Source organism: Ruminiclostridium hungatei, from assembly GCF_002051585.1.
Classification (GTDB): domain Bacteria; phylum Bacillota; class Clostridia; order Acetivibrionales; family DSM-1351; genus Ruminiclostridium; species Ruminiclostridium hungatei.
The window spans coordinates 68382-83746 of sequence record NZ_MZGX01000006.1; the positions used below are offsets into that span (position 1 = coordinate 68382).

At 44.9% G+C, this 15365-nt stretch carries 13 protein-coding genes; 2 read left to right on the forward strand and 11 right to left on the reverse strand.

Annotation, left to right across the window (positions count from 1 at the left end; translation table 11 throughout):
- The 3 genes from CLHUN_RS05805 to CLHUN_RS05815 form a co-directional block, all read right to left on the reverse strand.
- Entirely contained in the window at positions 1 to 483 is a 483-nt protein-coding gene (locus tag CLHUN_RS05805; protein ID WP_165755675.1) for an RNA polymerase sigma factor, read from the reverse strand.
- A gap of 383 nt (positions 484 to 866) precedes the next feature.
- The gene (locus CLHUN_RS05810; protein ID WP_080063638.1) at positions 867 to 1778 is read right to left on the reverse strand and encodes a ribonuclease Z; all 912 of its coding nucleotides are present in this window, start codon (positions 1776 to 1778) and stop codon (positions 867 to 869) included.
- Positions 1779 to 1865: 87 nt separating this feature from the next.
- The gene (locus CLHUN_RS05815) at positions 1866 to 2381 is read right to left on the reverse strand and encodes a ribonuclease H-like YkuK family protein (protein ID WP_080063639.1); all 516 of its coding nucleotides are present in this window, start codon (positions 2379 to 2381) and stop codon (positions 1866 to 1868) included.
- A 571-nt stretch (positions 2382 to 2952) separates the two neighbouring features.
- Between CLHUN_RS05815 and CLHUN_RS05825 the strand changes: the two genes are divergently transcribed.
- On the forward strand, positions 2953 to 4695 hold the full coding sequence (locus CLHUN_RS05825; protein WP_080063641.1) for an ABC transporter ATP-binding protein: 1743 nt from the start codon (positions 2953 to 2955) through the stop codon (positions 4693 to 4695).
- 2 nt (positions 4696 to 4697) lie between these two features.
- Positions 4698 to 6500 (forward strand): ABC transporter ATP-binding protein, encoded by a 1803-nt coding sequence (locus tag CLHUN_RS05830; protein WP_080063642.1) that lies wholly within the window; start codon positions 4698 to 4700, stop codon positions 6498 to 6500.
- A 1-nt stretch (position 6501) separates the two neighbouring features.
- Here the strand turns inward: CLHUN_RS05830 and CLHUN_RS05835 are convergent, their stop codons facing one another.
- The 8 genes from CLHUN_RS05835 to CLHUN_RS05870 all read right to left on the reverse strand — a co-directional run bounded on the left by CLHUN_RS05835 (position 6502) and on the right by CLHUN_RS05870 (position 15358).
- Entirely contained in the window at positions 6502 to 7506 is a 1005-nt protein-coding gene (locus tag CLHUN_RS05835) for a phosphotransferase enzyme family protein (RefSeq protein ID WP_080063643.1), read from the reverse strand.
- Positions 7496 to 7972 carry an NUDIX domain-containing protein gene (locus CLHUN_RS05840; protein WP_080063644.1) on the reverse strand — a complete coding sequence of 159 codons (477 nt, stop codon included), beginning with the start codon at positions 7970 to 7972 and terminating at the stop codon, positions 7496 to 7498. The genes CLHUN_RS05835 and CLHUN_RS05840 overlap by 11 nt, the downstream gene beginning before the upstream one ends.
- Positions 7973 to 8030: 58 nt before the next feature.
- Complete coding sequence (locus CLHUN_RS05845; protein WP_080063645.1) at positions 8031 to 8984, reverse strand: D-2-hydroxyacid dehydrogenase; 954 nt, start codon at positions 8982 to 8984, stop codon at positions 8031 to 8033.
- A 76-nt stretch (positions 8985 to 9060) separates the two neighbouring features.
- On the reverse strand, positions 9061 to 9603 hold the full coding sequence (locus CLHUN_RS05850; protein WP_080063646.1) for a nitroreductase family protein: 543 nt from the start codon (positions 9601 to 9603) through the stop codon (positions 9061 to 9063).
- 242 nt (positions 9604 to 9845) lie between these two features.
- On the reverse strand, positions 9846 to 11015 hold the full coding sequence (locus tag CLHUN_RS05855) for a 2-hydroxyacyl-CoA dehydratase subunit D (RefSeq protein WP_080063647.1): 1170 nt from the start codon (positions 11013 to 11015) through the stop codon (positions 9846 to 9848).
- A gap of 24 nt (positions 11016 to 11039) precedes the next feature.
- On the reverse strand, positions 11040 to 12479 hold the full coding sequence (locus CLHUN_RS05860; protein WP_165755676.1) for a 2-hydroxyacyl-CoA dehydratase subunit D: 1440 nt from the start codon (positions 12477 to 12479) through the stop codon (positions 11040 to 11042).
- A 104-nt stretch (positions 12480 to 12583) separates the two neighbouring features.
- Positions 12584 to 13402, reverse strand: coding sequence for an acyl-CoA dehydratase activase (locus CLHUN_RS05865; RefSeq protein WP_080063649.1), 819 nt, complete (start codon positions 13400 to 13402; stop codon positions 12584 to 12586).
- Positions 13403 to 13549: 147 nt separating this feature from the next.
- Positions 13550 to 15358: an ABC transporter ATP-binding protein gene (locus CLHUN_RS05870; protein WP_080063650.1), complete on the reverse strand. Its 1809-nt coding sequence runs from the start codon at positions 15356 to 15358 to the stop codon at positions 13550 to 13552.
- Positions 15359 to 15365 lie beyond the last annotated feature (7 nt).

A 15365-nucleotide genomic window follows, 5' to 3' on the forward strand; every position in this document is an offset into this window, starting at 1 on the left:
TTACAGCCTCCCCTTCTCTCTTAATGTTTTCCTTGCCCGGTATATAAGATTTGTAACCGCAGAAACCGATACCCCCATTATTACGGCAGCCTCCTGGTAGCTCAGTTCATTTATAAGACACAATACAACAGCCTGACGCTGGTTTTCCGGAAGCAGCCTTAACTTTGAAATAACCTTTGACAGCCGGGCCCTGTCCTCCACCTCGTCCTGTATGTCCCGGGAGGCTTGCGGGGAAAGTATTTCGTCCTCCGTGAGCTTTACCCTGCTGTTTTTCCTTATGTAATCCACATGGAGGTTATGAGCTACGGTCAGCAGCCAGGACTTAATGCGGGCATCGGGAAAGTCCATAAGGCACATGGCCTTGACAAACACATCCTGGGTCAGGTCCTCAGCCTTTTGCCTGTTGAAGGTCAAGCTGTATAAATAGCGGTATATTATTTTATAGTAGTCCCTGTACAGCATGGCAAATATATCAGCTTCCAAGCATTCACCCCCGGCCTGTTGCATACTTTTATACAATATACGATTTACTTCCTATTATATCGCATTTAAATTTACCCGTTTTTAAATTTAAACTGTAGTGCTGGTTAATAAAGTCTTTAAGCGACAAGTTTGCAAGTCCCGGGAGGGCGGCTTTAAAAAAATACGCAGTATGATTAAAAGCTTTTCGCCAAAGCGTTATATACAAGCATTTATTTGAAGCCCGTCCGGGAGTGAGTTGTGTTTTCTGGCTGTTACCACATTTTTAATCAGCACTACAGGTTAATTTAACCGTTTTATGGGTTGCTTTCTATGCCTGCCGGAATTGCCCGTAAAATTCAAAGGCCCGGATGCAGTCAAGTCATCCGGGCCTTTAACACAATATTTCATTCCTTGAATTTTATATTCTTTTTCATCAGATCGCTGCCCACAACAGTATTTTTAAATATGTCCCGGACCGAAGCTTCAAATTCCCGGGGCCTTTCCAAAGACGGACTGAAATGGGTCAGCCACAGCTCTCCCACCTCCCCGTACCGTGCAAGCAGCGCAGCTTCTGAAAATAACATATGCTTCTTTTCCACAGCTTTTTCAAGCTCGTGATTATGACCGTACATTCCTTCACATATGAAAAGCTCCGAACCTTTAATGAAGTCCACCAGACTTTCCACAGGCCGCGTATCGGTACAATAGCATACCTTTATACCTTTTCTCGGCTTTCCCATAACCATTTCAGGGCTGATAAGCCTGTCTCCCAGCCGGATTTCCTCTCCCCTCTGAAGCAGGCCCCAGAAGTTCACAGGTATCCCCAGCTCCTCCGCCCTTGTACTGTCAAACCTGCCCTGTCTGCGTATTTCAAAGCTGTAGGCCAGGCAGGGCATCCAATGTTCAACAGGAATACTTCTTATATATACATCATCCAATTGAACTTCTGAAACTTGATTTACCGGCAGTTCCAGAAGTTTCAGGTCATAGGGAAGCCGCGGAGCTATTACCATCAGACCCTCCACAACCATCCTTATTCCGGGAGGACCCATAAGTATCAGCGGTTCTTCTCTGCCCGAGTTTCCCAGTGTCAAAAGCAAACCAGGAAGCCCTGCCACATGATCCGCATGGTAATGGGTGAACAGCACGGCATCAATTGCCTTAAAACCCCAGCCGCAAAGCCTGACAGGTATTTGTCCGGCCTCTCCGCAATCCACCAGCAGCATTCTGCCCTTGCAACGCATTAATAATGAGGTCAGCCACCGGTCAGGAAGCGGCATCATTCCCCCGGTTCCCAGTAAACAAACATCCAGCATTTTTTTCTCCGATTATTATAATGGTTCTTCCCGTTATGTTTTGCATTTTTTAATAATTATATAAAACTTTATTCAAGGACTGCCGGGTCAGCTAACCCTTACATCCCTGCTGTGCCTGTTGGCATAGCTGCTTGCTACAAAAGCCTCGGGCTTTATTTTGGTATCTATGCCCATTCCCTCGAAGTAACCCACCATTTCCCTTATAAGTCTCCGGGTTTCTCCCTTTGTCCCAACGTCAATATGGGCCTCCAGCCTGCAGTCGAAGTTTTCATATCTGGCCACGAAGTCGTAAAGAGAGGACATCAGCTCCGTATTAAGCATATTTGCAAATTCGTACGTCAACTGCGTCTCCTTTGAAATCTTCTCTCTCAGGCTTATATACCTTCTGTTCTGAATTCTTTTGGATATGCAGCCCCAGGCACCGCTGCCCTCCCTGTGAATATATATTCCGGTTGCAAAACAGGTAAACTTACCCTTTGTCTGTGAATCGGTTCCCACAGCCAGCCTGTATTTGCAGTCAGGATTCATTTTTATAAAATATCTTATACTTGCTACCACATCTGCAAAACTCATGTTCTTTTGTACCGAATTAAAAAATTTCATTTTTCCACCAGCTTTCTTAAATAACAAAACCACTTTTTCTTGCGCGGTGTACACGCGCATATTTTTATATCTTCAAAGACAATAAAAAAGTGATTAAATCCATATCACCGGATTAATCACTCTCGCTTGTAAATGTCAATATTCCAGGATTCACCTTAAAATCATAAGGGGAGTTCCTTTCCGCAGCATTTATTCAAATGAGGATCAAACCAGTGCAGGTTACCATTAAAACATTGATTTCCCTGTGTATCTGCCTTGTTTATTTTTTGCGTACAAAGGTCAATAGAATACATATTGATACAATACATTGCCAGACCCTCCTTTCGTAAATTTGTACTTCCCGTTTTATCGGTGAATAATATTTGCTCCCCTTTTCAGGGTTCTTATGAATTTTACAATATATAGCATGTCCCGGTCAATAATTTCCCAGTATTGTAATTTGAATGTAAATAAACTGTTATATAATAGAAAAATCTTTAAGCCATTGCCACATTTTTTTGATATAATGAATTCATTGAAAATATACTGAGTACCATATATGTATACGGCTGACAAGGGGAATAATAAAGCTATGGACAAACTGCGCCACATCAGAGATCTCTTATCAAGGAACAAATTCCGCTACGCCATAGGAATAGTATTTTTACTTTGCGTAGATATTCTGCAGTTGGTATTGCCCAAGATTCTTGGGAATGTTACCGACCTGCTTGAAAACCATACACTGACAAAGGAAAAACTGGCTGAATATGCCGTTATAATAACACTTATTGCTGTGGGAGTGGCAGCATTAAGGTTCTTATTCCGGTATACCCTTATGAGTGTATCCAGGTCTATTGAGCTTTCACTCAGGAACCGTTTTTATGCCCATTTGCAAAAGCTTTCCAGCAACTACTTCAACACTCATAAAACCGGAGATTTGATGGCTCATGCCACAAATGACATGGGCAATGTAACCATGGCTTCAGGTCAAGGTGTTATTTTCGTTATTGACAGCTTTTTAATACCCATTGTGGCACTTATAATGATGCTGTTCACCGGAGGCTGGAAGCTTACCCTGGCCTGCTTCCTCCCCTTGCTGCTTTTAGGAATAGCAGTGGTTTTCTTCATGAAAATCATGCAATCCAGCGTTCAAAAACAGCAGGAGGCCTTTTCAAACCTGACTGAAGCTGCCAGGGAAAATTTTTCAGGCATACGGGTAATTAAGGCTTTTGCCCAGGAGAAGAAAGAAATAGAACGGTTTGAGCGGATCAATGCCGTCAACCGAGAAGCAAATCTTAAGTATGTCCGGCTTATGAGCATGATGTTTCCCACGGTTATGTCAATATCCGCCCTTTCATTTGTCATAGCCCTTTGGCTGGGTGGCATACTGGTAATACAGGGGTCTGTGACACTTGGCGGCTTCGTGGCCTTCAACAGCTATCTGGGCATGCTTATCTGGCCCATCACGGCTATCGGCTGGGTGGCAAACATGTTCCAGAGGGGCCTGGTTTCCCTGGAACGTATAAATACCATTCTTGACGAAACTCCTGAGATATACGATGAAGATACTGCTGACACAGCCGGTATCAACGGAACCCTTGAATTTAAAAATCTGACCTTCACTTATCCGGGCACAGACAAGCCTGTTTTAAAAGATATAAGTTTAAAGCTGCAGGCCGGCAGGACACTGGGAATAATAGGCCGTACCGGCAGCGGAAAAACAACCCTTGTCAATCTTATCCCAAGGCTCTTAAAGTCTCCCCCGGGAACTCTTTTTATCGACGGCACCGATATAGAAAAGATACCCCTGCATGTTCTCAGAAGCCGTATAGGAAGCGTACCCCAAGACACTTTTCTGTTTTCAGACACCATAAGTGAAAATATAGATTTCTTCAGAGAAAACAGCTCCCGGGATATTGAAGCTGCTGCAAATACGGCCAGAATACTGGACAGCATAAATGAATTTCCCGGCAAGTTTTCTACCGTATTGGGTGAAAGGGGTGTAACACTTTCCGGAGGCCAGAAACAGCGTGTCGCCATTGCCCGCGCAATAATAGGGTCTCCGGATATACTTCTGCTGGATGACTGTCTTTCTGCGGTGGATGCCCACACTGAGGAGGAAATTCTCAGGGATTTGAAGTCAATCATGCGGCAGAGGACCAGCGTAATAGTGTCCCACAGGATATCTGCCGTCAAGGATGCCGATGAGATTATAGTACTTGAGGACGGAAGCATTTCACAGAGAGGCACCCATGAGGAGCTGCTGTCACAGACCGGCTTTTACCGGGAGCTTTACAACAAGCAATTGCTTATTAACCAGTTGGAGGAATATTGATTATGTCTGATGAAAGCAATATGATGCAGGAAGATGAAGTCACCGAAAAAGTTTATGATTCGCGGCTTATGGCCCGCCTTTTGAAATTTGCGCGGAAATACTGGCATCTGTTCCTGCTTTCTGTGTTATTTCTCTTTGCAGCCACACTTGTTGACCTGGCCAGACCGTATCTCATGGGTACGGCTATAGACGAATATATAAAGAAAAGCAATATAGCAGCCTTGAACAGGCTGGGGCTGTATTTCGTACTGCTCATAGCCGCCGGCTTTGTGTTCAACCTGCTGCAGATATACGTATTAAGCTATGCAGGCCAGTATATCATATATAATATACGGCAGCTTGTCTTTACCCACCTGCAAAAGCTGCCCTTGTCCTTCTATGACAAGAACCCGGTGGGCAGGCTTGTAACCCGGATAACCAATGATACCGAAACGCTGAACGACATGTATACCAATGTACTTATTACCCTGCTGAAGGATTTTTCCATTCTGGCGGGTACGCTGGTAATCATGTTCAGGCTGAATACCACGCTTACGCTTATTACCCTGGCAGTTATGCCGGCCGTGCTGGTGCTCACCGTAATTTTCCGTATTAAAATCAGAAAGGTATACCGGAATGTACGTACCGCAATAGCAAAGGTAAACTCGGCTATCTCAGAAAATATTTCCGGCATGCGGGTGATCCAGTTGTTCAATAAGGAAAAGCCCAACTTTGAGAGCTTCCACAAAATCGGCAGGGAGTATTATAAGGCGTCCATGCGTGAAGTTGTTACCTTTGGCTTGTTCAGGCCTTTGATTGAAATGGTTTCTTCACTGGCTATTTCCCTGCTCATCTGGTTCGGCGGAGGAAAGGTTATGGATAATTCACTGGAATTCGGAGTGCTTTATGCCCTTGTAAATTATATAGCTCTTTTGTTTCAGCCCATAAATGACCTTGCGGAGAAATACAATATCCTGCAGTCCTCCATGGCTGCCTCCGAAAGGATTTTCATGATTCTTGACACTCCTGCCGAAGAAGATGCCGGCAACCTGCTGCTGGACGAGAAAACCGCTTCCGGTGATATAGAATTTAAAAATGTCTGGTTTGCCTACAACGGCGAAAACTGGGTTTTAAAGGATGTGAGCTTCAAGGTTCCGGCAGGCGGCACCGTAGCCATAGTGGGACATACCGGTGCAGGAAAGACTTCCGTCATCAACCTGCTGAGCAGGTTCTACGAAATTCAGCGGGGAGATATTCTTATCAACGGCGTAAGTATAAAAGATATTCAAAAGGCTTCTCTGAGAAAAGCAATAGGTGTGGTACTCCAGGACGTTTTCCTTTTCAGCGGTAAGCTGAAGGACAACATCCGGCTGAACGAGGAAGGCATTACAGATGAAAAGCTGCAAAGCGTGACCCGGCATGTTAACGCCGACGGCTTTATCAGCAGGCTTCCAAACGGCTATGAGGAGGAGGTCATGGAACGGGGTTCCACTTTTTCCTCGGGACAGAGACAACTGCTTGCCTTTGCCCGGGCGCTGGCCTTTGATCCTGCTATTCTGGTGCTGGATGAAGCAACCTCCAGCATTGATACCGAAACCGAAATGCTGATTCAGGATGCCCTGACCAAGCTTACGGAAAACAGGACTACCATTATAATAGCCCACAGGCTGTCAACCATCCAGCACGCCGACAAAATAATCGTGCTGCACAAGGGAAGAGTCCATGAAAGCGGCACACATCAGGAGCTTTTAGCTGCCCGGGGTATGTATTACTCCCTGTATCAACTGCAATACCAGCAGCAGGCAGCAGGCGGGACAAATCAATAAGCTACTCTACCAGGCTGTTTATACAGGTTCTGAGTCTTAAGCCGTTTGTGCTTAACCACCGGGCCTGTAAAGCAGCATTTTTTATCTGCTCTGAAACCACCTCCGTACCGTCCACGCCATCCAGATACCGGCCCAGGAAGTGTATAAAGACATCCAGCCTCCGAAGCATTATGAGCGAAGGTATTGCCCTGGCTTCTTCTTCCGACAGCCTCACAAACCTGCCATAACCCTCCAGGAAAGCTTCAAGTTGCCCCCACAGGCTGCTCTGCTTCATATTGATTATTTCCGACAGGCATACGGAGAGCTCCATAACCCGCAAATCCCTGGTGACAAACTCAAAGTCCAGCAGTGCAGTGATGTTCCCGTCTCTGTCCGCCAGTACATTCGACCCATTCAAATCTCCGTGTACAAGCTGGTGCGGCAGCTTTTTCAAGTCCTCCATGCTTACAATAAACAACGACAGCCGGTCTGCCAGTTCGGCCAATTCCGGCTTGTATTCCTCAAATTCCGCAGACGGCTGACCGCAGAAGTCGATTACCTGGGAGACGGAACACCTGGGATGAGTATTTTCAATCTCATAATAGGGCCTGTACACCGGTTTCAAACTGGTCTTCATGTTTTCCAGGGCATTTGTCAAGCTTCCCGCTGCACACCCGAAGGACTTTAGCTGTTCATATGCCCTCAAGTCCGGATTGATACCCTCCAGGTAATGAAACAAAGCGGCAGGCTTTCCATCCCGGGTATACTTGACGGTTTCATTGCCGATGCCGGCAACCGGTCGAGGAATCCCAAAAGGAAGCTCCAGCTTTCCCAATTGGCAAAGGATGTGATGCTCATATCTCACCTTATACAAATCCCGGTGTGTCTCGTATATCCGGAGCATGTACCTGTGAGTCTCAGTCCGTACAAGATAGGTGGTATTGTTCATTCCGCCCTTATGGGGACTTGCTGTCCATTTGCTCCGGGGAAGGAATTGCTCCAGCAGCGGCTCAAGGTCAAATCCCATAGTATGAATATTCTCCGTTCTTCTCTCTTGATATAAAGGGCAGGTTCATCAAGGCATTGCCCCCATTGTCAATAACCCCCTGTAGTATTACTCTGGTCAGGTCAGGAACATCGGCGGCCTTGACGGCTTCATTTATGTCCATGAACAGGGCTTCGCTGTTCTCCCTGTTGTCGGAATTGGGAGTTCCTGATACGTATTCCATTAAAAACACAGCATACCAATCCTTCAGGTTAAAGCGTACTCCCACAAGCCCGGCAGGTTCTGCAACAATAGTTGTTTCCTCCAGAACTTCACGGCGCAATGCAGCCTGTGGGGTCTCTTGCATTTTCACATAGCCGCCCGGGATAATAAGCCGGCCCTTACCTGCGCCGTAAGTATGCCTGACAAGTAAAACCTCGTTTCCCTTTAAAACAACTCCGCCTACAGACTGGCACCAATTTGTATTTTCTTCATTATTTGCATTCATAAATAGCCTTCGCCTCCACATTTATAACGTATCATACTGTTTTTATAACGCAAATTGATCAATAACCTTTTGAACAATCCACAACATTAATAAGCTTTGTGCCCCTGATAAACGCTTCAAGATTACCGGCGGCTATGCCTGCAATCCTCCGGCGGGTTTCCTCCAGGCTGTATCCTCCCGATACATGGGGTGTAATAACGGCGTTTTTGATTTTCCACAGCCTGTGCTCCTTTGGCAGAGGTTCAGGCTCGGTCACATCCAGAGCCGCTCCCAGCAGTTGTCCCTTCTCAAGTGCATCACATAATGCTTCGGTATCAACAGCGCTTCCCCTCCCCACATTAATAAGCACTGCATCCTTCTTCATCAGCTTTAACGTACTCTCATTAATAATACCTTTTGTGAGCGGGGTCTCCGGCAAGCTCAACGCAACGATATCGGCCCGGGGCAGTAAAGCTTCCAGCTTGTCCATCAAATAAAGCTCATCCAGATAATCCGGCTTATGGCCTTCGGTACGTTTTACACCTATGGTATAGGCGCCCAGCCCTTTTAATCTTTTGGCAAATTCGCCGCCAATGTCCCCTGCCCCCACAATAAGCGCTGTTGAATCAAAAATTGCCTTAACCTTCCCTTCATAAGACCAATTGGCTTCTGCCTGATTGTCCCTGTATATGTGAAGCTTTTTAAAAAGCTCCAGCAACACTCCAAGCATGTATTCCGATATGGCCGGCCCGTAGGCACCTGTGGCATTTGTCAAAACAGCGCCTTCGGGCAAGACACCTTCCTCTGCATACTCTCCCACACCTGCACTGTTGAGTTGAAGCCACTTAAGTTTTTTTGAAGCTTTAAGCATATGAACGGGGGGATTTCCAATAATAATGTTTGCATTTTGGACCTGCCCGGCATCAACCGTTTGGCTTTTTGCATATGTGAAATTGGCAGAAGGGGCTTTCTCTTCCAGAATTCTTTTTTGTTCCTCCTTCAGCGGGATAAGTACCAGCACATTTTTTTCCAATAATCATCACTCCATTTATATACAACATTTATATCCAATAAGGTTCCTGTATGAATAAGATTTTACCATAAAAGCTTTATGGATTGCATGCCTTATAATTGTCAACGTGCAGCTTTTCATATAATAATCCATCTTCTGTATAGGCCCTCTTTTCTTCAGCAGGATACCCCACAGCAATTATACACTCCACACTATATTTCTCAGGTATATTTAAAACCGCCTTAATATAGTTGTCTGCCGTTACGCCCTCAGATTCCGAATGAAATCTTTCCCTGACCTGTATCCAGCACGATCCGAGACCTAGTGACTGAGCAGATAATTGAATTAATATTGAAGCAATAGATACGTCCTCTACCCATACATCACATGCCTCATGATCTGCAATCACTGCTATCCCCAACGGAGCACCTGAAAGAAATGAAGAACCCTGTTCCTTTGAACGGGCAAGTTTCTGCAATATTTCTTTATCTGTTACAACCACAAATTCCCAGGGTCTTTTGGATCTTGATGAAGGTGCCAGCAGGGCGCTTTTCAGAATAGTATCCAGCTTTTCTTTTTCAACTTCCCTGGTTTCAAATTTTCTTATACTTCTTCTGGATTTTAACAAATCTAAAAACATATTTTTTCCCTCTTTTCTATTAAATACGGAATTTTTACAGGTACGCACCTGTGTATGTATCAATTATGCCGCCTATATCAAATAATAAACCCAACTGCCAGTCCGGTGCAACAGCAGCGCTGCCTGGCAAGGCATTAAATTCCAATATATTGCAATAAATTACACCTGTAAAAGAATAAATCCCAGACTTTTGAAAGTATGGGATTCTTATTAAAATTACCGTACGGCCAAACAGATTAATCTCATATGCCGCTCCTCAGCATTTCCAGAAATGCTCCCACTCTTGTTCTGATTGCTTCAAAATCAGAGCCTGCATACTCCGTATGTATTTCCAATAACGTAACGTCATCCTGCTTGACAACATCTTTAGTTTCCCCGGCTTTAAAAGTATAAGGATCGCAATACCTGAGCGTATAATAAATAATTCCTCTGGCATTGTTGCTTTTAATGGATTCCCGAAGGTTTTGGAGACGTTTATCGGTATTTAAATCAAGATAGGGGAGAGCTCCATGAGGCACACGCTTCAGATAGGCATCAGCCAGACCTTTTATTGAACTCTCCTGAATATCAATTCCAAGATAGGGCAGGATTCCCGTCCATAAATCGTCACCGACAATCCTGCCTCCCAAATCTTCAATTATTTTTATAATCTTGTTGTCTCCGGGCGGTATGGAACTTCCGGCCAGCAGAACGCGAGCCTCCTCCTCCTCAATATCAATATTTCTGTTTCTATGCTTCTCTTCCAATTCCTGAAGCAGCTCTGACAAATAAGCCGAGTATTGCTCCCTGTCAAGGTAATACCCCGCATGTACCACATTATAAACCTCACTCCAGGTTATAACCGGGCTGTCCTCTGACTGGAATTTATAAATATTTTTAATCTTTTCACGTATCCCGTTAAAAAGCTTAATGCTTTCAGATAAACTTTTTGCATCCAGCTTTTTCCCTGCAAATCCCTCTAATTTTCCTGCAAATTCTTCCAGCTCGGCTTGAAAATATTTCTTTGCTTCCGGCAGGAAAAAATTTCTCGGTACGCCAAGGGTGAGCGTATTAATATTAAAATAGTAATGTATAATTTCGCCCACCCGGTACAATTGCAGACAAGTAGAGTCCAGAGCGATCAAATCCGAATTCTGAATATACGGATCTGTATTCTCAGCAAAAAGACCTACCAGATTTCTCGTATAAACACAATTTTTAGAAGAGATATAGCGTGAGCCCACCTCCACCAGTTTTCCATCCCCACCTGTGCCAAGCCGGACCGGAATCAACCCCAGGGCGTGAATCAATTCTTCAGGAATATTATAGCCCAGCCAGCCAACCACCTTTTGTCCCTGATTTCTTGCCCTAGCCAGTTCTTCAGGCCTTCTTCCAACTGCTTCAGAAATTTTAACCAAAGTTTCTAGTGACATTCTTTTCTACTCCTTTATAAAACATCATTTTTTACCCTGTCTTAACATCTCAATGAAAACTTCTACCCTGTTGTGAAGCTGCTCCTGGCCCTGTGCACTTTCAGCCATTGCACGCTCAATAATGATTGTGGGAACACCGGCTTCCTTCTTAACCACATCAGCCACCAATCTGGCAGCAGCCGACTGGAAATTGCACCCCCATTGGTACATAAAAATCATTCCGTCAGCTCTTGACTTTTTGACTTGTTCTGCTACCCAGCGGCCGCGCTCTTCCGTGGGAAGTTCGTAGGGGAACGAAAGCATGGTTTTGGCCAACTGTTCATAGGGGTCCCCTGTTTCCTCAACATCATAGAAGATTTCACTCAACCCGTCATCTTTTCCCACTACCACACCACCGGCTCTGTCGACTACATGGGGATTGGGGTTGACACAGGAACCGCATATGAATAAACGTACAGGATCGTCAGAAAGATTTTTGCCCTTGACATTGTTCCTGATTCTTTCTTTGACTTCCTTAAGGGATTCCTCAAGGATCTGTTTGGCGGCAACCGGGTCATTGCTGCTTTCATTTCCCAAACCTGCGATGGCAGTATGATCCTGACTGTTTGTGGGAGGAACCGGTGCCGACCACCACAAATCCAGGTATTCCCTTGCAAGCCGTCTCTTTTCATTATGGAGCTTTATCTCTTTCCAAAGAACGTCATCATTAACTTCAACCTTACTTAATTCAGCAATCTTCCTTACAAGCCTCCGCAAATTTTCAGCCACATACTCCCTGGCCCAGGGCTTGTTTTGTTGATTGTTCACAGGAAAATCCACAGGCAGAAGCGGCAATTGAACCTTGCCGTGACGGTGGGCTTCAACCCCATAGCCGATATCGGAACACCGGGTGCAAAGATAAGGAGCTATTATGCTTATACCCTGTACCAGTTCATTTTGTATGATTTCATACTTGGCTGTCTGACAAGCGTCTACAGTCAGTGCCTGACGCCCTATTTCCCTGATCTGAAGCCTGCGGAGATCTGCTTCATCATAATCCATATTCTCTTTTGAATTGGTTGCCCAGCCATTTACCTGACCGGGACGGATTGGAATCCCCCCTGCGGCATAGTAAGGCTCATGGGTCTGGCCTCCCTGGATGAAAACCACAGGAGTCCCTTTTGCTGCAAATCTGTTGAGCCTGTCATACATTGTAGTATTAAAGTAATTCCGCCTGAACCCGCTAATCAGTTCCGCATCATCAGAAAACCCATGATTCTTGCCTTTGCTGAAAAGGTTGGGATACCTCTTGGGGCCTTCGGTAGTCATAAACCGCCACATTTCAGACCCACTCACCCGGGAACCGTCCCTGAATACAAGATCGGGTGCCGCTTCTATTTTTTCTTTGATATTTTCATCAAATTTTACAGTACTAAATTTAGTACTCTTCTTTTTATTTGTTAATTCCAGTTCCTGAACTGCCATTTTTACCTCCATGTCCCCCATATGTGCAGTATTAAATTTGTGCAGACGCTTTTGGTCTTACAAAATTCAATACTTCTTTACGGGGTTAAATTTATTTTTACCGTTTATGCTGACCTCTGGTTGACGTTTCCGCCTTTTTCATATAATTTTTGCGCCGAAACGGCTGCTCCTATGGCACCTACCAGTTGAGGATCGTTTTTAGGATTGGCTATCCTGACTTCCAGAACCTCTTCCAGGGCCTTCCTCATACCGGTATTCTTTGCAACGCCTCCCGAGAAGAATACATCACTCTGAATCCCTACTCTTGAGAACAGCCCCTTGATTCTGTTTGCAATGGCATGATGAACGCCGATAATGATATCTTCGGGTTTTTCTCCACGGGCCAGCAGGGAAACCGTTTCGGATTCCGCAAATACGGTGCAGGTACTGCTGACAGGGAGAACCTGTGTGGCTTTCAGCGCCAGAGGCCCCAACTCCGATATGTCCACCTTGAATACGTTTGCCATTACTTCAAGGAAACGTCCTGTACCGGCAGCACATTTGTCATTCATGGCGAAGTCCACAACATTTCCCTCTTCATCAACTCTGATGGCTTTGCAGTCCTGTCCTCCCATGTCGATTATGGTACGGGTTGCGGGGTGCAGATAGTGCGCTCCCTTTGCATGACAGGTGATTTCGGTGATGGTCTTGTTTGCATAGGGTGCTGAAATACGGCCGTATCCGGTCCCAACAATGTATTTCAGGTCTTCCTTTTTCAAATTTGCACTGTCAAGTGCTTTCTCAAGACTTTCCAAGCCGTTTTCCACAGAATTGATTCCGGTTCTGATAAGACTGGAGCCGGCAATCTCTCCGTTAACCAGAATAACAGCTTTTGTGCCGAGCGAACCCACGTCTACCCCGGCAAATGCATTAATTTTTGACATTTTCAACCACTCCTTTGATAATTTTAAATTTAAAACAAGTATTACTTAAATATAATCAATATATATTTCAACACATGCATTATTTGTATGAATATACAATATTCAGGAATGTATTGTAATATATTGAATATCAAAATTAAAAATGTGTTATGTACCAATTTTTTTGGCAAATTGTGTGTGAAACAGCTTTGCATACAACCCATCCATTTTCAGCAGCTCCGAATGTGAGCCTTCCTCCTGAATGCACCCATTTTCCATAACCAATATTTTATCCGCCTGCAAAACCGTGGCAAGGCGGTGTGCAATCACAATTGTAGTCCGGTTGCTCATAACAGAATCCAGAGCCTTCTGAATATACGCCTCGGATTCCGAATCCAGATAGGAGGTTGCTTCGTCAAGGATAAGTATTCTCGGATCTTTCAAAATAGCTCTGGCAATAGACAAACGCTGCCTTTGGCCGCCGGACAGGCGAAAGCCCCTTTCCCCGACGATGGTTTCATAACCATCCGTCAACTGCGTGATGAAGTCATGGATATAAGCACTCCTGCATGCGTCTTCAAGCATTTCCTGTGTGGCATCCTCTCTTGCAAACAACAAGTTCTCCCTTATTGAGGCATGGAACAGGAATTGGTCCTGCGTAACTACGGCAATCTGGCCCCGCAAGGACTCCAAAGTCACATTATGTATATCATGACCATCAATTTCAATATGACCTCCGGTGGGATCATAAAGCCGGCAGATTAAATTAATCAAGGTGGTTTTGCCCGACCCGCTGGGTCCGACCAGGGCAAGTATCCGACCCGGTTCAACTGCAAAGGATATCTGCTGCAGGGCTTCCTTTCCGGCTTGATAGGAGAAGGATACTTCTTTGAATAGGATATGCCCCTCCAGAGCCGGCAGTTTATAGGCATTGGGTACATTTTTGATATCCGGTTCCAAATCCAGATATTCAAAAATTCGTTGAAAAATCCCAAGAGAAGTCATGCATTCCACATGCAGGTTAAGCAAATTACTTAAAGGGTTGTACAGCCTTCCCAAGTAAGCGGCAAATGCCACTACTGCTCCGATGGTCATACGGCCTCCTATAACTCCGAAGCCGCCATAAAAATATATTATTGCCGCACTTACCGGCTCCAGTAAACCGGTGAGCAGTCTAAACCACCTTCCCACCAGGTTGGAACGCAATTCCAGCTCCATTACTTTTTTATTCAGCGCCAGGAAACGCTTTTCCTGATAATCCTCCCGGGTAAATATCCGGGTCATCATAGCCCCGGATACATTGAATTCTTCGCCCACCTGTGACGACATATCCCCTCTGACCTTTTGTGTTTCCCATCGCAGATTTTTACGCAGGTTTGAAACCGACCTTACAGGAAAAACCAGTAAGGGCATAACCACCATTGCCAATAACGCCAGTCTCCAATCAAGGGTAAAAAGAATAATAATTGTTGACAAAATAGTAATGATTTGCGTCACTGCTGTGATGCTCAAGGTTGTAAAGATTGATTGTATGGCGGAGACATCGCCTACCACCCGCTGAATTATTTCTCCTGTTCTGGTGCGGGTAAAAAAAGCTATGGATTGCTGCTGTAAATTTTTATACAGGGATTTCCGGAGATCACTCATTATGCCCTGGCCTACCCGATTATTCAAATGATTCTGGCCTAGTTCAAGCAGCCCTCCTATTACCGGCAATCCCGCCATACCTATAATCAATAAAATCAAATAGTTTTTGTCTTTCTCCGGAAGGGCTTTGTCAATTACTTCTTTCATAAGAAGCGGAGGCAGTAATCTTAGAATTGCAGCTCCTATGGAAAATGCCAGCAGTGCAATAAACAAAAACCTGTATGGTCTGAAAAGCTGCAATATACGCTTAAGTTTTACATCCCGCAGCCTCAGCCTGGGTATATCCTGTCTTCTTTTCCATTTGTCATCATTGAAATTTCCTTCCATCATACTTAAC

Coding starts and splice junctions, on each gene's coding strand:
- CLHUN_RS05810 (WP_080063638.1), bottom strand. CDS start 1,778: ATGCTGGATGTTTGTTTACTGGGAACCGGGGGAATGATGCCGCTTCCT.
- CLHUN_RS05815 (WP_080063639.1), bottom strand. CDS start 2,381: ATGAAATTTTTTAATTCGGTACAAAAGAACATGAGTTTTGCAGATGTG.
- CLHUN_RS05825 (WP_080063641.1), top strand. CDS start 2,953: ATGGACAAACTGCGCCACATCAGAGATCTCTTATCAAGGAACAAATTC.
- CLHUN_RS05830 (WP_080063642.1), top strand. CDS start 4,698: ATGTCTGATGAAAGCAATATGATGCAGGAAGATGAAGTCACCGAAAAA.
- CLHUN_RS05835 (WP_080063643.1), bottom strand. CDS start 7,506: ATGGGATTTGACCTTGAGCCGCTGCTGGAGCAATTCCTTCCCCGGAGC.
- CLHUN_RS05840 (WP_080063644.1), bottom strand. CDS start 7,972: ATGAATGCAAATAATGAAGAAAATACAAATTGGTGCCAGTCTGTAGGC.
- CLHUN_RS05850 (WP_080063646.1), bottom strand. CDS start 9,603: ATGTTTTTAGATTTGTTAAAATCCAGAAGAAGTATAAGAAAATTTGAA.
- CLHUN_RS05855 (WP_080063647.1), bottom strand. CDS start 11,015: ATGTCACTAGAAACTTTGGTTAAAATTTCTGAAGCAGTTGGAAGAAGG.
- CLHUN_RS05860 (WP_165755676.1), bottom strand. CDS start 12,479: ATGGCAGTTCAGGAACTGGAATTAACAAATAAAAAGAAGAGTACTAAA.
- CLHUN_RS05865 (WP_080063649.1), bottom strand. CDS start 13,402: ATGTCAAAAATTAATGCATTTGCCGGGGTAGACGTGGGTTCGCTCGGC.
- CLHUN_RS05870 (WP_080063650.1), bottom strand. CDS start 15,358: ATGATGGAAGGAAATTTCAATGATGACAAATGGAAAAGAAGACAGGAT.